General features: G+C 49.7%; 25 protein-coding genes and 1 pseudogene. 3 read left to right on the top strand and 23 right to left on the bottom strand.

From position 1 onward, the window contains the following. Nucleotides 1-143: 143 nt before the first annotated feature. The gene (gene eat, locus C4J84_RS08255) at nt 144-1,508 is read left to right on the top strand and encodes an ethanolamine permease (protein WP_124366347.1); all 1,365 of its coding nucleotides are present in this window, start codon (nt 144-146) and stop codon (nt 1,506-1,508) included. Nucleotides 1,509-1,619: 111 nt separating this feature from the next. Continuing rightward, on the top strand, nt 1,620-1,787 hold the full coding sequence (locus C4J84_RS08250) for a DUF2897 family protein (RefSeq protein ID WP_124361874.1): 168 nt from the start codon (nt 1,620-1,622) through the stop codon (nt 1,785-1,787). Nucleotides 1,788-1,794: 7 nt separating this feature from the next. Here C4J84_RS08250 and C4J84_RS08245 read toward each other — a convergent pair whose 3' ends face one another. Together C4J84_RS08245 and C4J84_RS08240 are read right to left on the bottom strand one after the other, a co-directional pair. Beyond that, entirely contained in the window at nt 1,795-2,643 is an 849-nt protein-coding gene (locus C4J84_RS08245; RefSeq protein WP_124435167.1) for a DUF1989 domain-containing protein, read from the bottom strand. Nucleotides 2,644-2,772: 129 nt separating this feature from the next. Then, complete coding sequence (locus tag C4J84_RS08240) at nt 2,773-3,105, bottom strand: ComEA family DNA-binding protein (RefSeq protein ID WP_124370098.1); 333 nt, start codon at nt 3,103-3,105, stop codon at nt 2,773-2,775. Between the two features lie 363 nt (nt 3,106-3,468). Between C4J84_RS08240 and C4J84_RS08235 the strand changes: the two genes are divergently transcribed. Next, nucleotides 3,469-3,957 carry an acyltransferase gene (locus C4J84_RS08235; protein ID WP_124372405.1) on the top strand — a complete coding sequence of 163 codons (489 nt, stop codon included), beginning with the start codon at nt 3,469-3,471 and terminating at the stop codon, nt 3,955-3,957. Between the two features lie 110 nt (nt 3,958-4,067). Here C4J84_RS08235 and C4J84_RS08230 read toward each other — a convergent pair whose 3' ends face one another. The 21 genes and pseudogenes from C4J84_RS08230 to rpsA form a co-directional block, all read right to left on the bottom strand. Next, the gene (locus C4J84_RS08230) at nt 4,068-6,065 is read right to left on the bottom strand and encodes a nucleoside-diphosphate sugar epimerase/dehydratase (RefSeq protein ID WP_164487520.1); all 1,998 of its coding nucleotides are present in this window, start codon (nt 6,063-6,065) and stop codon (nt 4,068-4,070) included. Between the two features lie 118 nt (nt 6,066-6,183). Then, entirely contained in the window at nt 6,184-6,744 is a 561-nt protein-coding gene (locus C4J84_RS08225; RefSeq protein ID WP_124370097.1) for a sugar transferase, read from the bottom strand. A gap of 28 nt (nt 6,745-6,772) precedes the next feature. After that, complete coding sequence (locus C4J84_RS08220) at nt 6,773-7,936, bottom strand: acyltransferase (protein ID WP_124370096.1); 1,164 nt, start codon at nt 7,934-7,936, stop codon at nt 6,773-6,775. Next, entirely contained in the window at nt 7,872-8,882 is a 1,011-nt protein-coding gene (locus tag C4J84_RS08215) for an NAD-dependent epimerase/dehydratase family protein (RefSeq protein WP_124370095.1), read from the bottom strand. Before C4J84_RS08215 ends, C4J84_RS08220 begins: the two co-directional genes overlap by 65 nt. A 2-nt stretch (nt 8,883-8,884) precedes the next feature. Next, on the bottom strand, nt 8,885-9,991 hold the full coding sequence (locus tag C4J84_RS08210) for a DUF1972 domain-containing protein (RefSeq protein ID WP_124370094.1): 1,107 nt from the start codon (nt 9,989-9,991) through the stop codon (nt 8,885-8,887). Next, nucleotides 9,981-10,313: a glycosyltransferase gene (locus C4J84_RS26685; RefSeq protein WP_372238201.1), complete on the bottom strand. Its 333-nt coding sequence runs from the start codon at nt 10,311-10,313 to the stop codon at nt 9,981-9,983. The genes C4J84_RS08210 and C4J84_RS26685 overlap by 11 nt, the downstream gene beginning before the upstream one ends. A 26-nt stretch (nt 10,314-10,339) precedes the next feature. Continuing rightward, nucleotides 10,340-11,074: a hypothetical protein gene (locus C4J84_RS08200; RefSeq protein ID WP_124435165.1), complete on the bottom strand. Its 735-nt coding sequence runs from the start codon at nt 11,072-11,074 to the stop codon at nt 10,340-10,342. Nucleotides 11,075-11,085: 11 nt separating this feature from the next. Further along, nucleotides 11,086-11,775, bottom strand: coding sequence for a DapH/DapD/GlmU-related protein (locus C4J84_RS08195; protein WP_124370092.1), 690 nt, complete (start codon nt 11,773-11,775; stop codon nt 11,086-11,088). After that, nucleotides 11,775-12,650 (bottom strand): hypothetical protein, encoded by an 876-nt coding sequence (locus tag C4J84_RS08190; protein ID WP_124370091.1) that lies wholly within the window; start codon nt 12,648-12,650, stop codon nt 11,775-11,777. Before C4J84_RS08190 ends, C4J84_RS08195 begins: the two co-directional genes overlap by 1 nt. Continuing rightward, nucleotides 12,625-13,860, bottom strand: coding sequence for a hypothetical protein (locus C4J84_RS08185; RefSeq protein WP_124435164.1), 1,236 nt, complete (start codon nt 13,858-13,860; stop codon nt 12,625-12,627). The genes C4J84_RS08190 and C4J84_RS08185 overlap by 26 nt, the downstream gene beginning before the upstream one ends. Further along, nucleotides 13,857-15,305 carry a hypothetical protein gene (locus C4J84_RS08180; RefSeq protein ID WP_124370089.1) on the bottom strand — a complete coding sequence of 483 codons (1,449 nt, stop codon included), beginning with the start codon at nt 15,303-15,305 and terminating at the stop codon, nt 13,857-13,859. Before C4J84_RS08180 ends, C4J84_RS08185 begins: the two co-directional genes overlap by 4 nt. 12 nt (nt 15,306-15,317) lie before the next feature. Then, a complete protein-coding gene (locus tag C4J84_RS08175; protein ID WP_124370088.1) occupies nt 15,318-16,577 on the bottom strand; it encodes an O-antigen translocase in 1,260 nt (419 codons plus the stop codon). A 1-nt stretch (nt 16,578) separates the two neighbouring features. Continuing rightward, entirely contained in the window at nt 16,579-17,709 is a 1,131-nt protein-coding gene (locus C4J84_RS08170; RefSeq protein ID WP_124370087.1) for a DegT/DnrJ/EryC1/StrS aminotransferase family protein, read from the bottom strand. A gap of 143 nt (nt 17,710-17,852) precedes the next feature. Further along, nucleotides 17,853-18,251 carry an FdtA/QdtA family cupin domain-containing protein gene (locus C4J84_RS26400; protein ID WP_256657494.1) on the bottom strand — a complete coding sequence of 133 codons (399 nt, stop codon included), beginning with the start codon at nt 18,249-18,251 and terminating at the stop codon, nt 17,853-17,855. A 21-nt stretch (nt 18,252-18,272) separates the two neighbouring features. Then, nucleotides 18,273-18,830 (bottom strand): annotated as a pseudogene (gene rfbC, locus C4J84_RS26395) (dTDP-4-dehydrorhamnose 3,5-epimerase); the annotation flags it as partial. Next, entirely contained in the window at nt 18,830-19,720 is an 891-nt protein-coding gene (gene rfbA / locus C4J84_RS08160; protein ID WP_124370085.1) for a glucose-1-phosphate thymidylyltransferase RfbA, read from the bottom strand. The gene rfbA and the pseudogene rfbC, both read right to left, overlap by 1 nt. Before the next feature lie 594 nt (nt 19,721-20,314). Continuing rightward, nucleotides 20,315-21,667, bottom strand: a complete 1,353-nt coding sequence (locus C4J84_RS08155; RefSeq protein ID WP_124370084.1) for a Wzz/FepE/Etk N-terminal domain-containing protein — start codon at nt 21,665-21,667, stop codon at nt 20,315-20,317. Nucleotides 21,668-22,088: 421 nt separating this feature from the next. Beyond that, complete coding sequence (locus C4J84_RS08150; RefSeq protein ID WP_124429062.1) at nt 22,089-22,325, bottom strand: lipopolysaccharide assembly protein LapA domain-containing protein; 237 nt, start codon at nt 22,323-22,325, stop codon at nt 22,089-22,091. A gap of 24 nt (nt 22,326-22,349) precedes the next feature. Then, complete coding sequence (gene ihfB, locus C4J84_RS08145) at nt 22,350-22,646, bottom strand: integration host factor subunit beta (protein WP_003189779.1); 297 nt, start codon at nt 22,644-22,646, stop codon at nt 22,350-22,352. A 132-nt stretch (nt 22,647-22,778) separates the two neighbouring features. After that, a complete protein-coding gene (locus C4J84_RS08140) occupies nt 22,779-23,063 on the bottom strand; it encodes a hypothetical protein (RefSeq protein WP_124370082.1) in 285 nt (94 codons plus the stop codon). Nucleotides 23,064-23,221: 158 nt separating this feature from the next. Further along, nucleotides 23,222-24,907, bottom strand: a complete 1,686-nt coding sequence (rpsA, locus tag C4J84_RS08135; protein WP_124361860.1) for a 30S ribosomal protein S1 — start codon at nt 24,905-24,907, stop codon at nt 23,222-23,224. Nucleotides 24,908-25,024: the final 117 nt, after the last annotated feature.

The raw sequence follows: 25,024 nt of genomic DNA, 5'->3' as shown, positions 1-25,024 counted from the left end.
TTATCTGGTGCGACGTCGCCACTATTCAAACGCCAAACCATCTCCCAGGCGACAGTGGAAGCGCTTTACGACACCACTTTGGGAAGTGGCATGTCCACTGCAACACCTTGAATCATTCCAAACCGTTCAGGGAGCACCACACAATGAACACACACCTCAAACCCACCTTGGGCACCCTCCATCTCTGGGGCATCGCCGTCGGGCTGGTGATTTCCGGCGAGTACTTCGGCTGGAGCTATGGCTGGGGCGTGGCCGGCACGCTGGGTTTCCTGGTGACCTCACTGATGGTCGCCGCGATGTACACCTGCTTCATTTTCAGCTTCACCGAGCTGACCACCGCGATTCCCCACGCTGGCGGCCCCTTCGCCTACAGCCGCCGCGCCTTCGGCGAAAAAGGCGGCTTGATTGCCGGCCTGGCGACCCTGATCGAATTCGTCTTCGCCCCACCCGCCATCGCCTTGGCCATCGGTGCCTACCTCAACGTGCAGTTTCCAGCGCTGGACCCGAAACACGCCGCCGTCGGCGCCTACTTCGTGTTCATGGGCCTGAATATCCTCGGCGTGAAACTCGCCGCTACCTTCGAACTGGTGGTGTGCGTACTTGCCGTCGCCGAACTGCTGGTGTTCATGGGCGTCGTTGCGCCGGCGTTCAGCTTCAGCAACTTCGCCCTGAACGGCTGGGCCGGTTCCGACACCTTCGGTGCCCCGGCGATTGCCGGCATGTTCGCAGCGATCCCCTTCGCCATCTGGTTCTTCCTCGCCATCGAAGGCGCGGCCATGGCGGCCGAAGAAGCGAAAGATCCCAAGCGCACCATTCCAAAGGCCTACATCAGCGGCATCCTGACCCTGGTAATCCTGGCCATGGGCGTGATGTTCTTCGCGGGCGGCGTCGGCGACTGGCGCACCCTGTCGAACATCAACGACCCACTGCCCCAGGCGATGAAAACCGTCGTAGGCGAAAGCTCCGGCTGGTTGCACATGCTGGTCTGGATTGGCCTGTTCGGCCTGGTGGCAAGCTTCCACGGCATCATCCTCGGCTACTCGCGCCAATTCTTCGCCCTGGCCCGCGCCGGTTACCTGCCGTCTTTCCTGGCCAAACTGTCACGTTTTCAGACGCCCCACCGAGCCATTCTCGCCGGTGGCGTGGTCGGCATTGCGGCCATCTACAGTGATGGCCTGATCAACCTGGGCGGCATGACCCTGACCGCCGCGATGATCACCATGGCCGTATTCGGCGCCATCGTCATGTACATCATGAGCATGCTCAGCCTGTTCAAACTGCGCAAAACCGAACCGCTGCTGGAACGCACCTTCCGCGCACCGGGTTACCCCGTCGTGCCGGGCATCGCGCTGGCTCTGGCAGTGGTGTGCCTGGTAGCGATGGCGTGGTTCAACACACTGATCGGGCTGATCTTCCTCGGTTTCATGGCCGTGGGCTTCATCTACTTCCAACTGACCGCCCAAGACCGCGCCGATGCGCCAGCAGATGCGATGTTGACCGGGTTATAGGGTTTACGAGGCAGAACGGGCCTACAATGAACTACTCAGAAAGCCCATAACTCAAAGCAGTTATTACCGTGGGAAAATTCTCCCCCGGCTATCTGCCTCAAGGAGAGCCTTATGCCGTGGTACGCGTGGTTGATTATGGTAATTGCGATCGGGTCGATCGTCGGTGGGTTGATGATGCTGCGTGACAGCGCCAACAAAGTGGAACTCACCGACGAACAACGTAAACGCGTGGCCGAGCGCAATGCGCAAGCGGACGCCAAGGATGCGCAGGATCGCTGAACTTGAGTTACTCCCAATCAGCTTTAGCGATATGCAAGCCGTGCTGCCCCTTATAGGCAGCACGCTCCGGCTGACTCCAGCCACTCAGCAATTCGTCCTCCAGCCTGTAGATTTCAACCCCCAACGGACGACACACCGTCAGCGGGTCCTGCGCGTCCGGCCCCCACATCGGCAACGACAAATCCCCACCTGGGCATGTCGATAGCGCACACAGCAAATCAATCTCCGCGAAAAACTCCAGGTAATCGCCCTTCTGCGCCGGGCAGGCTTTCATGAAATACATGTCGTCGTGATTAAGGCCAGTGCACTGGAAAATATTCAGCACGTCGTGCACATCGAATTCCGTCAGACCGTGGGGCAATACTGCACGGGTCAGGTTTGAGTGGCAGTGGTGATGAAAGTCCTCGCCAGTGAGCATACGGTTTACATAGGGGTCGCAGCGTGTGCCGAGCAAATCGTGCAGGCGCCCGCCGTGCTCATCGATGCCGTAGCTTGCGAGACTGTCATCCGTAATAGTGACTAGCGGTCGTAGAAATGGAAGGTTCGACCACAAGCGGTCGTGAGTGCTGACGTGGGCGCCTTGAAGTTGCCGAGTGCGCGCCGCCCACAAGCGTTCGCGCGGGTCGTTGGCATTCCACACATTGAAGTCGCCCACCTGGGGGCCTACAGGCGTGGTCACCCGGAACACATGCCCGGCCGGCACTTTCCACGCCCTGCCCGTGCGGATCGGCACCTCGAACTGTTCGATCAGAGTGCGCTGATCCTTGCGATCACGGATACGTTCATAGAAGGTCGCATCCACCTGTAACGCCGAGCCTTTGCTGACCTGGTAAGCGGCTGGATAGTCTTTGTACATGGGGCGAACCTCCATTAAGGGTGACTGTTGAACAATCGATGATCTTGAGGTAACCACATTTCATGCCAGGGCTGGGCTAAAAACACATGATAAAAGGCCGATCATTGATCGGCCCCTGGGTGACGTCGTTTAGTTGATAACCAGCCTGTCGCGATTCTTCTCCAGCAAAGCCTTGCCGATGCCCTTTACTTCCAACAACTCATCCACCGAGGTGAAGGGCCCATTGCTTTCGCGAAAGGCGACGATCGCTTTCGCCTTGGAGGCCCCAATACCGAACAAATCGCGTCGCAGGGTTTCAGCGTCGGCGGCATTGAGGTTGACCTTGGCCGACTGCTCGGTTTTGGTCATTTGTGCGGAGATGGGGGTTGGCGCTTCAGGTTTGGCGGATGGGGCCGCGGTGGCGGCGACGGAGAGGCTGGTGAGGAAGGCGAAGATGAGGGAGGAAAGGTAGGTGTTATGCATTGGTGACGCTCCATGACATCGGTAAGAGAAAAGCAGCTTTTCCGAAGCTGCTTTTCTAACTTAGGCGATGATTGGAGGGTGTCAAAAATGGGTGAGTAACAGCGTGTGTTTGACTGTTTTCTAAGATGCCAAGAAACCATTTACTGCCGAGCCTCAGCAAGGCCTTTCGCAGAAAAGGACCGCTTCAGAGGTGACCTATCGGCAGCGTAACCGCGCCGAAAATCTCATGGATCAGCATGTGGGTAATCTCGGTGCTGCGTAAGCACTAGCGGTGCACCAAACAAAAAGACATCGAAAAAAATGGAAATCGATTTCCTTTCCAAGAGACTATTACGCTTTGAGTCAAAAGCAGGTGGAGAAAAAATGAGCGATCCTAAAGACTACTTCGTGCACTCTCATGCATTGTGCGAATCAACAGACGTTGGCAAAGGCTCCAGAATCTGGGCATTCACACATATTTTGCCTAACGCAAAAATTGGAGCGGACTGCAATGTCTGCGACCATGTGTTCATCGAAAATGATGTGACCATTGGGGACCGCGTCACGATCAAATGCGGTGTGCAAATCTGGGACGGCATCACTATTTCTGACGACGTGTTTATTGGACCAAATGTTACCTTCACCAATGATATTTATCCCAGAAGCAAAGTCTATCCTGAAAGTTTCGACCGCACTGTTGTATGCAGAGGCGCATCGTTAGGTGCCAACTGCACTATTTTGCCTGGGTTAGAGATTGGCGAAAATGCAATGGTAGGCGCAGGGGCGGTAGTTACTCGGTCAGTACCAGCGAACGCAACCGTCGTAGGTAACCCTGCCAAAATCGTGCGCATTCAAACCAAAAAAAACGTATAGAGACTTACTTAGCTATGCAAAAAAGCCGGTCAAAGACCGGCTAATTATTTAGCTTCAAAAAACACCTTAGAAGATCTCTTGCATAAGCGCTGTTATGTATCGTTTTTGATTCAGGGTTCAAGACGACGTTGCTGATAAATCCAATCGACAATTTCACCGTCCGGTGTATAGCCGCTAACGGTGTCACGCAATAATTGGCGCACCCGATTATAGTCATCCTGTTCGACAGCCGTGAGCAACTCAGACAATTTAACCTTGAGCGCCTCCCACGGCAGATGATCCTCATTAGCACTCATGATCATCGGATGTTGTGTCGCAACGACGTTGTCACCAATCAACAACTCTTCATACAGTTTTTCTCCCGGTCTTAAACCGGAGAACTCGATGGCGATGTCTCCGTGAGGATTTTTGTCTGAGCGAACGCTCAAGCCGGATAGGTGAATCATCTTTTCAGCCAACTCAACAATCTTGACAGGTTCGCCCATATCCAATACGAACACATCGCCACCAAGCCCCATGGAACCAGCTTGTATGACCAGTTGAGCCGCTTCGGGAATGGTCATGAAATAGCGGGTAATTTTCGGGTGCGTAACCGTTATGGGCCCACCCGACTTAATCTGTTTGTGAAACAACGGAATCACTGAGCCGGAAGAGCCCAATACATTACCGAACCTCACCATGGTGAAGCGAGTTTTGTTCACTCGGGAGACATTCGACTTATCACCAAACAGCACGGGTGCAAGCTCACGGCTCAAGGCTTGAAGCGTCAACTCAGCAAGGCGCTTGGTACTGCCCATTACATTAGTTGGTCGCACAGCCTTATCTGTCGAGATCAGAACAAAATTCGACACGCCTGCCTGAAGTGCAGCCTGGGCGGTATTCAGCGTGCCAATAACATTATTCAACACGCCTTCTGCGATATTGTGTTCAACAATGGGTACGTGTTTATAAGCTGCGGCATGGTAAACCGTATCAATACGCCAAGTTTTCATTATATCAAGCAGCTTGGCTTGATCACGCACCGACCCCAATATAGGCAGCAACTTGACCGGCAACGAATTACGAGTAATGTGCTGCTCCAGTTCGGAAAAAATGCTGTAAAGATTGAACTCACCGTGCTCGAACAACAGCAGGGTCGTAGGTCTGAGCTCCAAGATCTGACGACACAATTCAGAACCGATTGACCCGCCCGCTCCCGTCACAAGAACGCTCTGCCCCTTAATACAGTGCTCGAGTAGCTCATCTTGTGCAGGCACCGAATCACGACCCAGCAGGTCGGCAATATCGACCTCTTGAATATCATCAACCTTGACCCGGCCACTGGCGAGGTCCATGAAACCGGGAACGCTGCGAACATGGAGTGGGAAGCCTTCCAGAAAGCCGAGAATCTCACGACGCCGCCCACGGCTCGAGGACGGAATGGCCAAGAGAATTTCCTGAGCTCCCGTTTCATCGATCATCCGCTGAATATGTTTGGGCTTATAGACTTGAAGCCCGGAAATGACACGATCCGAGATCGTGGTGTCGTCATCAATAAACGCCACTGGGCGCATGACGCGCCCCATTCGCAGCGCTGCAACCAATTGATTACCAGCAGCGCCGGCACCATAAATTGCCACCCGCGGAAGACCATCTTCACGGCTGGTAAAGGGCACATGCTGAGCAGCGGCAAACCAGTCACCCAAAAAATATTGGCGCATAGTCAAGCGTAAACCGCCCACCATGATCAAGCTCAACCACCAATAGTTGAAGATAATTGACCGAGGCACGACGTTTTGATGGTTGCTATACCAATATACGACTACACCCAGAATCAATGATGAAAGACTCACCGCTTTGATAATCGCTACAAGCGCGTCATTGCCAAAATAGCGCATGACAGCACGGTACATACCAAAGCGAATGAAAAGCGGAATAGCGACCACCGGCGCGGCTAAAAACAACCACAGATGCATTTTGACAGGGTTTATCATCTCGTCGATGCCGAGGCGAACAACAAACGCCATCCACAGCGCCAAGAATACCAAAACAACGTCCGCAACTACCTGTATCAGTCGTTTTTGGTGACGAGGCAATTTCAATAGCCAAGTGCGCAACCGGTTAATCATGATTCACCTACGGTCCTTGCGTTAGATCAAAATTCTTGTCGACCGCGCAATAAACGCAGAACAAAAAACATTGTATGCCGCCTGCCGGAACAAGCTATTCATTGACGTCTCCACCGCGTCAATGGGATACGCCATCTCGTTTGAGTACCTTCAAAGCTGTCAAAAACAGGATTTTCAGATCAAAAAATAAACTCATATTTTTCGCGTAATAGGCATCATAGCCAACCTTAACAGGTATCGGCAACTCGTCCCGCCCGTTTACCTGCGCCCAGCCTGTAAGGCCTGGCCGTATAAGGTGCACGCCTTGCTCAGTACGCAATGCAATAAGGTCTGCCTGGTTAAAAAGCGCTGGCCTGGGCCCGACAAAGCTCATATCTCCAGCAATGATGCTCCACAGCTGAGGCAACTCATCCAGACTGGACTTTCTTAGGAAATTTCCAATCGGCGTAAGATATTTAGCCGGGTCCTGAAGCAGATGCGTGGCCACCGCGGGGGTACCCGTGCGCATTGAGCGGAACTTTGGCATTTTGAACACGGTATTATTCACACCCACACGGTCAGACCAATACAGTGCCGGACCTTTTGACGTCAATTTTACCGCAATGGTAACAAGCACAATCGGAATTAATAGTATGAGCAGCGCAAAGAGGCTCAGCAAAAGATCAAAGAAACGTTTCATTTTTCAGCACCACCCTTAAAATTCATAATTATCTAGTTGAGGATTTAGTAAACATTTCCGAAAGCTTAGCGGGTAATTGAGAAAGTCTCCCGGCGATCGCTTTTTTACGCAAAATACAAGGGTGCTCAATAAAGTGCCAGGAAAGTACGGCGGAAATAAGCGCTATCGGTAAAGCCACCAAAATAAGAGCAACGGGCGATATGCCCTTCCAGAGGTGGGCCAAAATCTCTTGCGTAGGAAAGGCATAGATATACAGGCCATAAGAATAGTCGCCCAACCTATTAAACTGACGAGCAAACCATTGCGTGTTGAAGGCAACCCAGAATACCGAGTAACTCCAGGCCCCCACAAAAGCCTCAACAAAAACCGGTGACTTGTACAAGAAAAACGTAACCAACCAACACGCCGTCAAAATACGATAGTCCAGCCGAATCTTGAACCTGTATGCGTAAAGCAACATGCCTACGACAAACGCGAAACTCCATTGCACCCACATACGCGTCTGAAATCCGGGGTGAATGAGCTCCCGCTCCACCAAGAATCTAAATGCAAAATAAAACAAAAAATATGCAACAAAAAATATCGACACCCGGCGCACGTTTTTCAAAAAACCTACGACACCTAACACCAAAACCAAAGCGTAGAGTAAGACCTCATAATATAGCGTCCACAGTGACCCATTGATGCCTGGATAAGGATTATCTTGAAACAGGCCTGGTAATTGAAATTGAATATTTTTCAATTTCAAATTAGCGGTCACATAACTATAGACCTCACTTGAAGGAAAGTAGTCGTGCAGGCTCAGAGTCGAAAACAACGGGCCCACCACAAATGCACTTAACACCAAAACAACCAACAGGGCCGGGTAGAGTCTTAAAAATCTCGCGACGACGAAATCAACCTTGCTTTTTGACCGCTGATAACTCAGTGATATAAAAAACCCAGAAATGCAAAAAAAGGTAAATACACCTAAACCGCCAAGCGAGATACCGAGCTGCGCCACTAGCGGTTCGACTTCAATGGCACCACGCGAAATCGGGTATGCATGGGAAATCAGGACAAAAAGGGCAGCCACCATGCGGATAAAATTAAAGTTATTATCCCGGGTGTCAAGCATCTGCGCCAAATTAACCATGAGAGGTGTCACTTCGTTTTTTCTTATAAGAGCGCGCTGTAATAGCAAACGCTTCATCAGTGCTGACAGGTGGTGCCCAGCCTAAGAGCTCCCGCGTATCTGCAATATCGACTTGAAGCGATCCGCACAGACGCTGGAAAAATTCTTTCTTCCCTACTATCGACGCAAGCTGCCCCAAAAGGGATTGCGGAAACGAAAATATACGGGACTGTTTGTTCATTGCCACAGCCAGCTTTTCCAGAATCTGCCCGATGGACAAGTCTTCCCCGTCACTAACCAGGAATACACGATTTGCTGCCTCAGGGTGATGAATGCACACGCGGATCAAATCGATCAAGTTGTCTATGAACACCAGGCTCCTGCGGTTATCAATCGTGCGGAATGGCAGAGGCAGGCCTTTGTCAACAGTAGCTAACATTTTTTCAAAGTTTGCTTTTACACCGGGGCCGTATACCAAGACAGGCCTGATGATTACCACGTTCATCGCGGTTTGCTTCGCCAGCGCCATCAACGCCTGCTCCGCTTCCAGCTTAGATACGCCATAATCATCCAGCGGTGCTGGAGCGTCCGAGGGCTTGAACGCACGATCTCTCTCGGTTTCCTCGCCATTGACCTTAACGGAGCTGACAAATATAAAACGCTTCACGCCAGCTTGCGCAGCTTGTCGGGCAAGGTTGAGCGTAGCGTCCACATTCACTTCCCGAAAGGCTTGCAGCGGATTGCTGTGGGTTTCGTTCATTATATGGGCACGCCCAGCAGAGTGGATTATCACCTCCACTCCCTGTAATGATGCACTCCAGTTGTTGTCCCCAGACAACGTCGAGATCACGCAGCTCTGAACGCCAGGCAGCTCAATTGCGGCGCTCCTGCGTGTCACGTTAACAACTGGATACCTGGCAGCAACCAGGGCCTCAAGCAGCGGGCGCCCGACAAAACCAGTACCGCCGGTAAGAAGAATCTTCGGTAGAGGTGAAATGGACGAGCTACTCAAACCATCGGACATAATCAAGCCCTATCAGAGGACAACAGTTGTTTGAATAGCTTATCGTATTGAGAAGACACACCTTCCCAACGATATCGACGCACCGCGACTTCATGCATTTTTTCACTCAAGGCAGCACGCGCAGCCTCGTCGGCAAAAAGCATGGACGCATGAGCTATAAGTGACTCACTGGAATCGAAGAATTTGGCGCTGTCTTCGGTAGAGGCACGATTGAATGAAACATCGAACGCGATGATAGGCAAGCTCAACCACATCGCCTCCACAAGAGAGGGATTGGTTCCACCCGCACTGTGGCCATGAATATAAATAGTGGCATTGCTGCGTAACGGGCTTAGTTCATCGCCGTCGTAAATAGGGTCGAGCAGATGGAGGTTTTCCGCACCAGCGTACTTGTCTTGGATCGCCCTTCCATAGTCACTCTGCTTCCAGTTCCCAACGATAACCAAATCGAGTTTACTGGCGTGAAACGCTTCGACAATAATATGAATATTATTTTCAGGCTCAATCCTACAGACAGAAAACGCGTAAGGGCTACGTAAAAATGGATAGCGTTCGCGATCGGACTCAACGAGTGCGCGCGTCTTAGCCTGATCACCGCCATAGGCAATAAGAGTACTTTCTCGGCCGTATTCGCTGCGGACATAATCCTGAAGAACCTGATTATCAGTCACCACTGCGTCAGAATACTTGACTGCCACAGCCTCTGAAAATTTCAAGAACTTCTTGGCTAAAGGTGACCATTTCGCACGCTTCCATTCATAACCGTCAATATTCACGACGATTTTCTTCTTTGTAAGCATTTTTATGAATGGAAGCGCAATGCAGCCGGAGACCCCCAGGATCAGCAGCACATCATTCTTGCGATAGGCATGCAGCATGCTGACAATGTCATAAGGAATACTTTGCACGCCGTTCGCTTTTAACGGAATGTAAATCAGATCGGCATTGCCATATTTTTTGGGTTGAGACGCATAGGATTTAGAACTGCAATATACCGAAATCTCGTAATCACGATCCAGATATGTAACCAGTTGCTCTGACAGCGTTTCCCACCCACCATACTGAGCTGGAAGACCGACTGTACCTATGACTGCAAATTTAAATCCCATCAAACACCCCAAGCACACCACTTTCAAATTTTTCACTTGAGAAACTAAGTGACTTTATCTTTGCTGCTGCAGACAGGCGATAACAGGTATCCGAGTCTTTTTGTAGAGCTACCAGTTTTGCAGAAATTTCTTCGACCCTATTAGAGGTCATTAGATACCCCTCGCAGTCGTCGGACACGAGCTCAACGGGCCCGCCTACCGGAGGTACAATGCACGGGATCCCAAATGAAAGCCCCTCAAGAATCGTCAAACCAAACGTTTCCACACATTCATCCGGTTTCGAAAGACTCAGTAAGATACTCGCTTGCTGATAATAAGGCACAACATCAGCACAGTTCGAAATGATAGTCAGATTATCGGGAATCGAAGTGCCCAAAAAAAGTCAGAAGTTTCAATCTCCGTTGCACCAAGGACCAAGTTAAACTTGAAGCTCGGATGCGAACTCAACGAGCGAGCAATATGTACAAACTCATTGACGCCTTTGTAAGCTTTCAATGAGCAAATCATCAATACACAAAACGTTCCATCCGTGAATGGATGATAAACATGACGGGCAGCGATTCGGCTCATTGCTTGCGGAATAGCATTATAAACAACATGGCTCTCAACCTTGGAAAAGCCTTCGGTCCGCGCGAGAAAATGCGATACAAATATATTACTGCTTGAACATTTTTCAACTACCCAACGCAAAAAGGCCTTCAAAGGCCGTGGGCGAACGGACGTTTCGTGAATATGATAAAAAACCTTAATCCCCAAAAACTTGCCTGCCAGAGCCGCACCGAAGGGCAACAAGGTATTAACGTAAAAAATCGCAGAAGATTTTCGATACTTCAGCAACTTAAAAAACAACAAAACTTGTGATACGGTATAACTAATCAACGTCAGAAACTTATTATCAAAACGCTTGTAAAAATAGCGCCGTTGAACACAAGGCACAGACGTAAGGAAGCCGGAACCGCCTTTCCCTCCCAAAAACAACTCGGCGTCAAATCCTTTCTTCGATACAGCATCAATCACCTGGGAAAGAACCTTCGGGCTCCCGCTGTAGTCATTGAGCAAATGAAAAAATATAATTTTTTTCACTACACATCCTTTTAGCAACGTTCTTTTATTCGTTTTGCAGGGACGCCCGCATAAATAGAGTTAGCGGCGTATCGTCCAGCCTTCAAAACGGCGCCAGCCGCGATTACACAACCATCCTCAACGAAAACTCCATCCAGTACGGTCACCTTAGCGCCTATCCAGCAGTTACTACCGATCTGGATTCCCAAACTATTTACTCCCTGCAGACGAATAGGCGTTGCAGGGTCAGAAAAATTATGATTCTCCGAATGAAACGATACATAGTTACCAATAATCGTGTCATCGCCTATGGTAATACCGCCAGCACAGCCCAGAAAGCTGCCACTGCCGATACCGACATTATTACCAATCGAGAGCCCTTCGCCCAATTTGTTCAGGCTGCCCGTGCACTCAATAGTAACATTTTTCTTCAAAGAAACCCCTTGCCCAAAGGTAATGCCTTTGACCGCCAAGGCATCAATAAAGCATCCATCATCGACTACAAGTCCCTTCCCCCCAAAGATCAATGATCGAGCCTTCACGGTAACGCGCTTGCCTACCAAGACGACCGAGAGCCGCCTGAAGGTTAAGAAACCATTGACCATCATGTAAGCTCTAGACAAAACGAAGTCAAAGAGATAACCGTCAGGTATACGCTTATCAATTTTTATACCGCGCTTTCTGATTTTTAAAGAAAGAAATTCAACGAATCCTATTAACATTATTTTTTCTCTGTAAAAGACGAAATATAGGAACGAAAAAAACCAGAATCCTTGTAAGAAATACTCTTGCGCAATGCGGAAATTATCAAATAGCCTTCCATCACACCGCGAAAAAAATAACTTTTTCGTTCGAAAATCACTCGAAAACCACGAATCATTTCCTGAAAACGAAAGACCGCACGCTCGGGACTGTCCGATGTGTGTTCAGACAGGTCATGTTGCAGTGCAGTATCAAGCACATAGAAGTGCGAATAATAAGACTCATACCTCACGAAGAACGCTGTATCCGTGGCATAAAATTTAAGCCGCTCATCAAAAAGCGGCGCCATCCGCGCATAACAAGCTTTTGTGAATATGACCCCACTGTTAATGGCCAACTTATCAAGCGAGGTGTTCATACCACTGTCGACCGTCGTTGACAGGCGGCCAAAAAACCAGAAACGCTCGCCTGGACTGACCAGTTTCTCTCCTGAGTAAATTTTCGGCAGCATTACACCAAATACATCAGGCGACGATTTTGCTTCAAACTCAACGGCACTGACAATCGCGCCAACATAATTGGGCGCTGAGTAATCAGTATCATCATCCGAAATCACAAAATGCGTGGCTCCTGCTTCAAAGGCCTGCGCAGCAACACGATTATAAATATGAGGCAGCCCGTCGTTATTTCCTTCCAACCACGTTAAGTTTTCTCTAACTAAAGAGGGCGAACACTGTGGAGTGTTATTCCACACAAACACATCAACCTTAATCCCTTTTTCTTGAAAACTCTTAACACACGCTAGCAAAGTTGTTATAGCAATCGAATCCTCATAATGGCGCTTATAAAGAACAACCAATACCGAGAGCTTAATTTGTGCGATATTTTGAGTCATACATCACCACTACTATAACCAGCGTAAAAAGATACAAAACAACACTATTGGTATAGGACTGAAAGAAGAAACTGCTCAGGAAAAACGGGTAGCTGATAACCAGATAGTCGGCAACGCCTGCCATAAAGGCGCTTCCTCCCATACGTAGCTGTTGGGTGACCGTGACGATTTTTCCGTAAAACGCGATCAGCCCGATCATGACGGCGAGCCCTAGATAGCCAGCGGACGCGAGGAGATTCAACCAGAAGGAATCATACCAATGCGCCTGGCCCGGCCCGATAGCACCAAACCCCAGACCCAAAGGCATGGAGCTAAGCGATTCGAGTACCACATACCATTGCCTTATCCGATCAAGTGCGGACAAATCTTCGGTGTATCCTAACGCAAGATAGAGAAATATCGAGCAGGTAAAAAACAGAAAATAGCTATAGCCCAACACGCTAATGAATATTCTGCGCTTGAACAGTTGCAACACCGCTAGAAAGAACACGGCAGATATCATTCCGATAACAGCCGTACGAACGGAACCATAACAAATCAGCACCGCCGAAAACAAAGTCGCCAGAAGATAAGCTAGGAAGCTCAAATTATATTTCCGCTTCCTGACAGCCTGCACGAGCAGACAAACTGCGAATAGTGCAGTATTTAAAACAAATGCGTTGAATTCGAGGGTACCGGTAAAGAATCCTGACATCCGGGCGTTGCCTTCCCTCATGGAGTTGTACGCCTCTAATTCAAAACCTTTTTCTGCCAGTAAAGGCCAATACCAAAATTGTTCTGCATCACTGATGGTGAGATATTGATAAATGGCGTAACAACCAGAAATAAAAGTCATCATCACTAAGGTGGAAAATATTACACGAAGCTTTACTTCAAGTTTTAACTCCCGGCATACCGCATTTACCATCAATGCGAAAAGAACAGGCATCGCAAAAGAGCGAAACATCCGAAATGAGCTATCAGAAAGCTCTCCGCACATCAAATAAAAAGCGATAAAAAATGCGAACACCAGTAACTGCTCGTTATACTTCCGCGGTATCGAACGGAGCGTTCCGGCCTCAAACACCACGAGCAACACTGTCAGCAGGATATAGAGCAATACCATCCCTTCACGCCAAGCCCCAAAAACAGACGGCGCGTGGAACGTTAAGATAATGTAATCCGAGAGCATGAGCAGAATAATAAAGAAACGCAGCCCTAGCGCTCTCATACCTTATCCGACCCTGCGCCTTTTCCTGCTAACCTTTTGAGCCTCAAAAGCGCTAGCTTAATTAGCATCTTCGTCCTCTGCATGACGCTCAACTCTCGCAATACAGCAAATAGAAAACGTTTATCGTAGCCGATCAACTTAGCGATCACCGCAGGTGGAACAGCTGACGTTATTTTCCCTGCTTGCTCATAAACGGCGATATCGCCTGTCCACGCTACATGCTGTTCCATTTCATTCGCACATAATATATTGTCATACAGGCATGCCAGGTAGCGCGACTTTACCGCGTCATAGCCATTTACTGCGTAAACTGATTCGATTACTAATTCATTGTTATCAGATTGAAGAATGCTCTCAATTAAATCATCTACACTCTTACTTTTAAGATTATCTGCAGGCGAATAGCCTTGTACCGGCGCACGGAGCCCCACACAGCGACGACCACTGACAAGTTGTTCGGCAAATGCAGTCCCCCCGGGTGTCGGATAGCTATCGACGTAAAAGTCAGCTTTCTCCAAAAGCTTTAAATAACTTGCATACGGCACGGACGACAAAATCTTAAAACGACGCCAATACTTGAGTTTTAGTGGCCACCACCAAATATTTGTATAAGGATTAGCTCCAACTATCCAGAATGTAGAGTTTTTGAACTCCGACAAAATCCTGTGAATTGTGGGCCGTGGATCATACCCTTTTACGGGTTTAAACTTAAACGGCGACGCTGCACTGAAGAAATGCAATGCATCATTCTTTCCAGGCAGACGATGCTTTTTCGGGACTAGCTGTGTACTCAGCGGGATACCCAGAAAGGATTTTTCCCCTGATATGCTCTTCTTCTTATCCCGATGCATGCCAAATGTACTGATTTCGAAGTACACATCCGCCACCGTGCTGCCATAGGTGAATACATGATCAGCGTGGTTTACAAAGAAAATCTTAGCACCTGTCATTTTTTTTATAATACGACAAGCAATGATGGTGACCATGTCGTCAGGATGGATATGTAAAACCACCCTCTTATATGATTTCAAACACTCTATAATTTCAACTATTTTTTGCAGCGCTGTCCCGGGTTGTACGACCGTGCACTCATTAAAAAAACTACGCGTACGCTCGACCGCCCTTTCATCACTTTGGCGGATCACCAGGAGGTCCGGCTTTTCCGAATGCATTGTAGAGAGCTGCTCCATCAACCGGGTATGACCTCCGATCAAAAAGGGCTCAGATATCAGATGAATGCAGTCCTTCAAAGCTACAGGGGCTTCGCCCTGTTGGACCTCGGTCATGCACCGCTCAGTTAATATATCCTCCAACTCGGGATCATCGTAAACGCCCTTATCAGCCGCCCAGAGTATAGCCCCGTAGATTTCAGCCAACTCGATACTCTTACTGATATCTTGTTGCGTTAAAATTAAATCGCGAATCGAGGATAACAAGCGGCTCATGGGCAAAAAACCTCAGACTGCATTATGTTGATTTAGCTTTCTATAAATAAGAAAGTACATGACAACCAAATAAAAACCGTAATTTACGGCATGAGCCCACGTCACACCAATTGGCCCACCGACCTTCGTCAATACTATCGTCAACACATAAAAGCTGAACGCAAAAACTACTTCTGTGACGATATACATCTTAACCATCGCCTTGCCCAGCATCAGATAGGCGAGTATCCAGCTCGCAATTTTCAGCGTATCACCCAACATCTGCCACGCGAAAAAGTCTCTCATTGGGCTGAATGCGTTTGTGAATAGCAGCCCGATGATAAAATCTCTCAAGAGATAGATCATCAAACCACAGAACATCGCAACAGGTAGGATTAACTTATACCCTTGTACGATCTCCTTCCTGATATCCTGCGGATCGACCAACTCTGATAACTTCGGCAAAAAGTACAAACCCAGCGTCGTTGTCACGAGCAGCAAATACGCCGTACTTAAACGCCACATAGCCTCCCAATAACCGGCCGTCTCCCAGCCAAATTCCGAACCAAGATAGTTCCGAACTAAAATATGGCTGACCGGCACACAGGCGGCTGTGGTAAGCGCCATGGCGGTAAATTTTGTCAGGTTTATGGCAATTTGCTTGTCCAACCGCCCCAGAAAGTTAGAAAACCGAAACCACGGCGTTCTATAGCAAAGCAGGCACGTCACGAAAAAGGCAATGGACTGGTAGAGCACCAAGGAAATCAGTGCGCCGTACAGCCCGTACTGCACAACCATGACAATAGTGACCAACAGGGAGAGGACGCTCCCCCCGATATTGGCCAAGATATATCGGTTGATTTCTTTTCTGCCATTGAGAATCGCGAGTAGCAAGGTGTTGAACGAGAAAAATACTACCGTAGCAGCGCACCAGATAAATACGCTGTAAAAAGACTCGTCATTAAAACACCACATGGCCAATGGTTTGCTGAAGCAAACAATCAAGACAGATGTTACGACTGACCCTACAAATGCAATCGTGCCCGCGGTGCGCCACACCCGGCGCTGGGCCTCCTCGTCGTCTTTATATTCAGCAGTGTATTTGGTCACCCCATTGCTAATGGCGCCTGTCGAAAACGTCGTAACCATTTGTACAGCGTTCTGAAACTGGCCTAACGCGGCATAACCAGACGGGCCCACATAAATGGCCAGCATTTTGTTGATACCCAACAAAGTGAGCATCTTGATAATGACCGCAATGCCGTTAAGGAAGCTTGTTCGAAGCAGCGTCATGTCAGGCGTCTACAGAAAAGCTATTGCAAGCTTCAACGACACGCCGAGCCTCTACGTCGCTCATCACTGGACTGATTGGCAAGCTCAAGACTTCCCGGTGGATACATTCGGTAATAGGGAACGACTTATTGTAAAAGTCGGACTGTGAATAAGCTTGTTGTTGATGAGGCGGGATGGGGTAATGAATTAGCGTTTGAACACCGGATTCCGCTAGGTGGCGCTGTAGCGCCTCCCGCATCTCGGATCGTACGACAAAAAGATGCCACACGTGGGAGGTATAATTCATCACATCAACGCTGGAATCCAATGGCAACTTAATTAAAGGATTCTTTATTCCTGCCATGTAAATAGCGGCCACGCGTCGACGAGCATCGGTCTGCGCCTGCAGATATTTCAGCTTTACGCTCAACATAGCGGCTTGAATTTCGTCCAGTCGGCTGTTCACGCCCTGCACGAGGTTCTTGTACTTCTCATGGGATCCATAGTTTCGTAAAGCCTGAATCATATTGACCAATTCGGCATCACTGGAGGTAATCGCACCTGCATCTCCAAGCGCCCCGAGGTTCTTGCCTGGGTAAAAACTGAAGCCGGATGCATCTCCCCAATTACCCGCACTCTTACCCGCCGCCTGTGCGCCGTGAGCTTGAGCAGAGTCTTCCAGGACGAGCAAATGTTCGCGCTTTGCGATTGCATGAATTGCAGGCATATCAGCCAACTGCCCATAGAGGTGAACAGGCATGATCAACCGAGTCTTGTCAGTCAACGCACGCTCGATGTTCTTAGGGCACAAATTATAGGTGTCTGGGTCAGGCTCAACCAAAACCGGTGTCAGGTCATTTTCGGTAACGGCCAGTAACGTCGCGATGTAAGTATTGGCTGGAACTATTACTTCATCGTGATCCTTGAGCTTTCCCAGCTCTTTCCAGGCGCGTATGGTCAAGGTCAATGCATCCAGACCGTTCGCCACGCCCACGGTGTGAAGCGCGCCTGTGTAGGCTGAGAACTCCTCCTCAAAGCGTTTAAGGCATTCGCCCTGAATATACCAACCTGAATCAATGACATGTGTCGCAGCTTCTATGAGCTCTTCACGATGAGCTTTGTTCAATGATTTTAGATCGAGAAATGGAATCATCAAAAAATACCTGACGTCGGTGCTTCGTTATTAGGTGCTTACAGGCACAGCCATTGCTGCACCCGATGCAAAGCTGTGGGCCGCGATCAGACCGCGCTGAAATGCCCGCTCGCTGATACTGGATCGCAGCACGCGCTGCTAAATCAAGTGTATCGTTTAACCGCACGGATGAAATCATCGTAGTTTCGCAGGTAGTCGCCCTCATCATAATGATTGCTTGCGAATACCAGAAGGACGCAATCTTCGCTAAAATCGTGCATCTCGCGCCAAATTAGCTTCTTAATGTGAATGGCCTTGTTCGGGGCGTCCAGCCATATTGATTCCTGCTTCAGACCATCGTCGATCAAGATTCGGCACTTACCCGATAAACAGATAATGTACTGTTCCAATCTGAAATGTGCATGCGAGCCCCTGCTGACGCCTGCCTTGGTGTTGAAAATATAATAGGCTCGCCTGACATCGAAAGGGATATCACGCCCTTGCTCCAAGGCAATCAGGCTGCCACGATCATCTCCAATTACTTGCAGCTCACTCGACGTCACATTGCCTGTCAGCGCTGAAACAAAGGAAATCACATCAGAGAGTAACGGAGCGTCGTTATCTTTCTGGCTGATAATCAACCCTTCTGTTACTGGCCATTGGATACCAATGTCGGGATCGCTCCAGTTAATCGATTGCTCGCAGGCCTTGGAGTAGGTATCCGTGGTCTTGTAGAGGAACTCAGTGTTGTCTTCCAAGGCTAAGAAACCATGAGCAAAGCCTTCTGGAATCCAAAGCATCCGGCCATTGCTTGCTGACAGCTCGACGCCCACCCATTGACCAAATGTTTCCGAGCCCTTCCTTATATCAACCGCCACATCATAGGCGCTGCCTGCGGTAACTCGCACAAGCTTGCCCTGGGCATGGGGATCATCCTGAAAATGAAGCCCCCTCAACACATGCTTTTTTGAGTAGGAATGATTGTCCTGCACAAACGGGCGCGGAATCGGGTGACCTAACGCAGCGAGTTGCTTATGAAACAACGGCTCATTGAAACTTTCCATAAACCATCCACGCTCATCCGTGAACACTCTGGGTTCAATAATGACCACGCCGGCCAACTGGGTCTCTATAAACTTCATTAGCTCTTATGCTCTATCAAAATATTGCGCAGGTATTGCCCATAGCCTGTTTTACTCAAGTGCTGCACTTGTACGGCCAGCTGTTCGGGTGTAATCCAGCCTGCATGAAAAGCGATTTCTTCGAGGCAAGCCACTTTCAAGCCCTGCCTATGCTCAATGGTATGTACAAACTGGCTCGCCTCTAGCAGCGACTCATGGGTTCCTGTGTCCAACCAAGCAAAGCCTCGGCCCAACATTTCGACACTCAAGCTTTGCTGCTCAAGATAAGCACGGTTTACATCGGTAATTTCAAGCTCACCACGTGAAGAAGGGCGGATGCTTTTTGCAATTTCCACGACTTGGTTGTCATAAAAGTACAGCCCGGTGACGGCATAGTTTGACTTTGGTTTGACGGGTTTCTCTTCGATACTGAGCACACGCCCAGTATGGTCAAACTCAACCACACCAAAGCGTTCTGGATCCGACACGTGATAACCAAACACAGTTGCACCGGACGCCTGCGACATGGCAGATCGTAGATTGTCGGAAAAGTGCTGACCATAGAAAATGTTGTCGCCCAGGATCAGGCATATAGGGTCTTTGCCAATAAACTCCTCACCGATGATGAATGCCTGCGCCAAGCCATCGGGGGTCGGCTGTTCCGCATAGCTCAATTGCACGCCGTATTGGCTGCCGCTACCCAGTAATTTCTTAAATCCTGGCAAGTCATCAGGGGTAGAGATAATCAAAATTTCACGAATACCTGCCAGCATCAGCACCGATAGCGGGTAGAAGATCATCGGCTTGTCGTAGATGGGGAGCATTTGTTTAGACACCCCCAGCGTCAATGGGTAGAGGCGGGTACCCGTGCCCCCGGCAAGAATGATCCCCTTACGCTTCAACATTGTCATATCTAAAACACGTCCTTAACGTTCACATCCCCCACCATTCGGACAGAGGTTTACTTGATTAATACCGGCAAAACGCCTACTCATCCAAAATCTGTCGCTGACATCTCGAGAGGGCGTTGGACCACTGCACGTCTCCCATATTCGTCGCAGTGGCGGCTTCGGTTGAGCCTGATACCTAGCCAAGGCGAGTGTCTATTTCCTGTCCGGGCAGCCCTTTGGATAAAAGCCTTGCCTCTCTGCACTGACCCAGCATTCCAGGGAGCTACAAAGGAGATGATGATACAGCCCTCACCCTCCAATTCAAAAACGAACCGTGAAAAGACTTCAACGGATTCGAGGCTGCACACAGCGATATCAATAAGCCATTTCGTGGCGAAATTTCACCTCAAAATGCTGTGAACTCAAAAATCACATCAAGGGCGACAAGCGCCGCGCATAGCGACATAACGAAGAAAACCGGCGCCCCACTCCACCCAGGGTTTAGAGCTTCAAGTTGATATTTGAAGAGATGCCCGGCAACCTCAAAACCCGGGATCAATAATGAGCCATGATCCATGCACGATCACGGCCTGCTGGATGCGCTGGAGAACAGGATTACAGCGTCGCCTTCTCGTGCAACGACTTGCCTGCGGCGTTAGAAAGCAGCGCAGTAACCTCTTGCTCCTTGGCGCGTCGACCTAGGAGGACAAGATGCCTGATCAATGCAGCTAGAACGCCCAGCATCCCTCCCGCTAAAACGCCGACGGCCAATATCAAGATTTTTTTAGGATTTACGGGGCTTAATGGCTCAAGCGCTTTGCGATCTATCGTTACCAGCTTCATGTTGCTGATGTCGAGATTACCTAGGTTTTTCAGGCGCACAACCTCGGCTCTCAGGGGCTCAACCCCTGAAAGAAAGAGATCTTCATTCTGGCGCTGTTTCAATACCTCAATCTCACGGTTACTCTGCAACAACTGCAATTCACGAGCGATTTGGGCAATTCGGCCTTCAGTAAAATCATCAGACTTGCGCTGCAACAGCGCCGTACGTTCAGCCGATAACGCTTCTACGCCCATAAAATAAAGCGGTATCTGCTGATTGTTAACCTCTGTTCGCATCACGCTGCTATTTTCACGGGAACCGGCACTTTTTTCACCCAGTGCGGAAGGTGTCGTCGGTTTCTCAATTCCGAGAGATTTTGCAATCGCGATTGCCTCGCCCAATTGCGCAATGCGGTCTTGGCGAGCAGTTTTGATTTGCTGACGCAGCGCTTTTAGCTCGTCCTGCAGCTGCGCTCGCTTGAGATTATCAGCCTCCAGAAGCGTCGCGATTCGCGCGTCCTTGTTAGTCTGGTAGCTTGACCGAGCAGCTTCAATTTTGCCTTCCAGCTCTGTTAGACGATTTTTAACAATTACTCTGAGATCAGCAGCAATCTGTTCACGCTCAGCATCAATTGCGTACTCAACGAATTTATTAAGCACGCTGACGCCATCAATACCCTTTGGATAATTGAGCCCTAAGCCTATGTACGCGCTCAGAGAGTCTGATTTTTTCGGATCGGGAAGGACCAACTTGAGAGAGTCACGATTAAAGGCGTCAAAGCTTTGTTCAAGCGTACGTCCAGGACGCTCGAAAGGCTTAAACAATGCCTGATTAGCCCTGAAAAAATTGAGTCGAGTTTCATAGGACTCTAAGGATGCACCTACTTTGACGAGCGCATCCGCTGGTGATAATTGATAGACTTCAGAACGATTCAATGCATCCAGCTCATTAATAGCAGCCGGACGTAAAACACTACTTACTTGGTATTCAGGAGTTGCAGTGAAAGCATAGGCCGCCGCAGCCAATGCCACCCCAACGGTAACAAATAAAACAAGGGCTTTCTGCTGCCACACGGCCTGAAAAACTGCGGTAATGCCAATTTCACCGTACGGGGGCGTAGAGGGGGCGCGGAAGCTACTACTCACAACAAAAACCTGCCTTCAAAGAGAAACTGCGGGCTCGTTATGCAGACAATTTGCGTGTTTTTATTCTAATTGGATGACCGCCAAAACCCAGCGTCTCTGCCAGATTTTGAGCGCACAAAATGACCGTTATCGAGAACAGATTCCATTTTGCCATCTCTTTGGCATATTACAAGACTTGACACGTCTGTAAGAAAAGTCCTAATCAGCCAATAAAATAGCTCATTTTTTGGCGCCACAGGAGTCAGACGTCAGCAGATTTGAATAGGTAAGACAGCACTCAGTCGGAAATGCTGGGCCTAGCCTTAACAGGGTGGCTAATCGATGTGATCCAGCAATGTAAAAAAGGCGCTACAGAGTAAATTTTATCTGACAGACGGTCGCATAAAATACTCTCTGAAGCTGTGGAAATGCACCCGATCTCCTACTCTCTCGTCGCAGTCCTAACACGCCGGCCACGCACAAAAACACCGAGCAACGGCCCAATCAACATCCCCACAATCAACCCCACCACTACAAACACCGCCACCGGCATCTGCGCAGTACTCCACCCCAGGAACAACAGCACAACACCCTGCTGATTCTCGAGCACAAACGCCAACACCACCAGCGCAGCAACCAGCACCGCTAACACTGAAACAACGCGCTTAACCCCACGCATAACCATCTCCTACTCCAAAAACACTCAGACGCCCTCTTCCTCTTCTTCGTTCACCCGATCGCGCAATTCCTTGCCCGGTTTGAAGTGGGGTACGAATTTGCCGTCGAGGCTGACGGATTGGCCGGTCTTTGGGTTGCGGCCTACGCGCGGGGCGCGGTAGTGGAGGGAGAAGCTGCCGAAGCCGCGGATTTCGATGCGATCTCCGGTGGCAAGGCATTGGGACATTTGTTCAAGCATGGTCTTGATAGCCAGCTCCACATCCTTGGATGAGAGCAGCCCTTGATGGGTGACAATTCGTTCGATCAACTCCGACTTCGTCATATTTTTCCCTTCTTTTTCAAGCAGCTAGGAAAAGCGCTTCGAAGGTTTTAGCATGACTTGATGAATTTGAACAGCCCGTATATCAACTTATCTGCCGCTTAAATAAACGCTCGCGATGAGCACATGGAAACCTCAATTGCAGATTACCAACATGGTGCGCGTTACTGCGCCGGCGGGATTCCAACCAAACGGATAGTCGCCCTCTTCATCCGCCGCATCACTGGAACGGGTGAGGACTTTGTAGCCCTGCATTTTGCATTCACGAGCAGCGCGTTTTTCGCACTTCTCCCATTTATTGCCCAGACCAGAGCAGTCGATCTCAATACCGCTGACGCCGCGCTTGGCATGGGTCCTGGCGCTGGTGCTGGAGCAGCCGGCCAGTATGACTAATGCAAGCACTACGAGAATCCTGTTCATTCAAACCCTTATCGAATCAGTAACACGGAATATCTTTAAAAGACTATAGCCAGTTCTGACCGCAGGCTGAATGCCTTGGTTCGGCGGTGTTGATTCATCAAATTTCAGGCACAAAAAAGGGCGACCGAAGTCGCCCTTTTCCTACAGCTTTACAGAACTTAGTTCTGCTTAGCCATTGCTTCGCGCAGCAGGGAGGCCATGGTGGTCTCGCCAGTTGCAGCTGCCGGAGCTTCTTTCAGGCTCTGGATAGCTTCTTTCTCTTCCACTTCGTCTTTGGACTTGATGGAAAGTTGGATTACGCGGCTCTTGCGGTCAACGCTGATGATCTTGGCTTCTACTTCCTGGCCTTCTTTCAGAACGTTGCGCGCGTCTTCAACGCGGTCACGGCTGATTTCGGAGGCTTTCAGAGTCGCTTCGATATCGTCGGCCAGAGTGATGATGGCGCCTTTGGCGTCAACTTCTTTCACTGTACCTTTAACGATGGCGCCTTTGTCGTTCTCTTGAACGTACTCGGAGAACGGATCGCTTTCCAGTTGCTTGATACCCAGGGAGATGCGCTCGCGCTCTGGGTCAACCGACAGGATAACGGTGTCCAGCTCGTCGCCCTTCTTGAAACGACGAACAGCTTCTTCGCCAACTTCGTTCCAGGAGATGTCGGACAGGTGAACCAGGCCGTCGATGCCGCCGTCCAGACCAATGAAGATACCGAAATCGGTGATCGACTTGATGGTGCCGGAGATTTTATCGCCCTTGTTGAACTGGCCAGAGAAATCTTCCCATGGGTTAGATTTGCACTGCTTGATGCCCAGGGAGATACGACGACGCTCTTCGTCGATGTCCAGAACCATAACTTCCACTTCGTCGCCGACTTGTACGACTTTCGAAGGGTGGATGTTCTTGTTGGTCCAGTCCATTTCGGAAACGTGTACCAGGCCTTCAACGCCTTCTTCCAGCTCAGCGAAGCAGCCGTAGTCAGTCAGGTTGGTAACGCGTGCAGTAACGCGAGTGCCTTCTGGGTAACGGGCTTTGATAGCGACCCATGGATCTTCACCCAGTTGCTTCAGGCCCAGGGAAACACGGTTGCGTTCGCGATCGTATTTCAGAACCTTGACATCGATCTCGTCGCCAACGTTGACGATTTCGGAAGGATGCTTGATACGCTTCCAAGCCATGTCGGTAATGTGTAGCAGGCCATCGACGCCACCCAGATCGACGAATGCGCCGTAATCGGTGAGGTTCTTGACGATACCTTTGACTTGTTGGCCTTCCTGCAGGGATTCCAGCAGAGCTTCACGCTCGGCGGAGTTCTCTGCTTCCAGCACGCTGCGACGGGAAACGACAACGTTGTTGCGCTTCTGGTCGAGTTTGATGACCTTGAATTCGAGTTCTTTGCCTTCCAGGTGCGTGGTGTCGCGCACTGGACGAACGTCGACCAAAGAACCTGGCAGGAACGCACGGATGCCGTTAACGTCGACAGTGAAGCCGCCTTTAACCTTACCGTTGATAACGCCCTTGACCACTTCTTCAGCTGCGAAGGCTGCTTCGAGAACAATCCAGCATTCAGCGCGCTTGGCTTTTTCACGGGACAGCTTGGTTTCACCGAAACCGTCTTCAACCGAGTCCAGAGCAACGTGAACTTCGTCACCGACATTGATTGTCAGATCACCAGCATCGTTGTAGAACTGTTCCAGCGGGATCAGAGCTTCAGACTTCAGACCAGCGTGAACGGTTACCCAGCGAGCTTGGTAATCGATATCAACGATAACACCGGTGATGATGGAGCCTGCCTGAAGGTTCAGGGTTTTTAGGCTTTCTTCAAAGAGTTCCGCAAAGCTTTCGCTCATTTTAATTCCTGTTGATAAGGGCGAAGAATACGCCCATCTCCACACCCCAGACGGTGTGGGTCAGTTTCAATTAAAAGAAGCGCCGCAGGACTATGACTGGTCCCCTGCAACCTTCTT

Origin of the sequence: Pseudomonas sp. R11-23-07 (assembly GCF_003852295.1) — a bacterium.
Classification (GTDB): domain Bacteria; phylum Pseudomonadota; class Gammaproteobacteria; order Pseudomonadales; family Pseudomonadaceae; genus Aquipseudomonas.
Note: the sequence above shows the minus strand (reverse complement) of the source record. Positions and strands in the feature narration are given on the sequence as shown.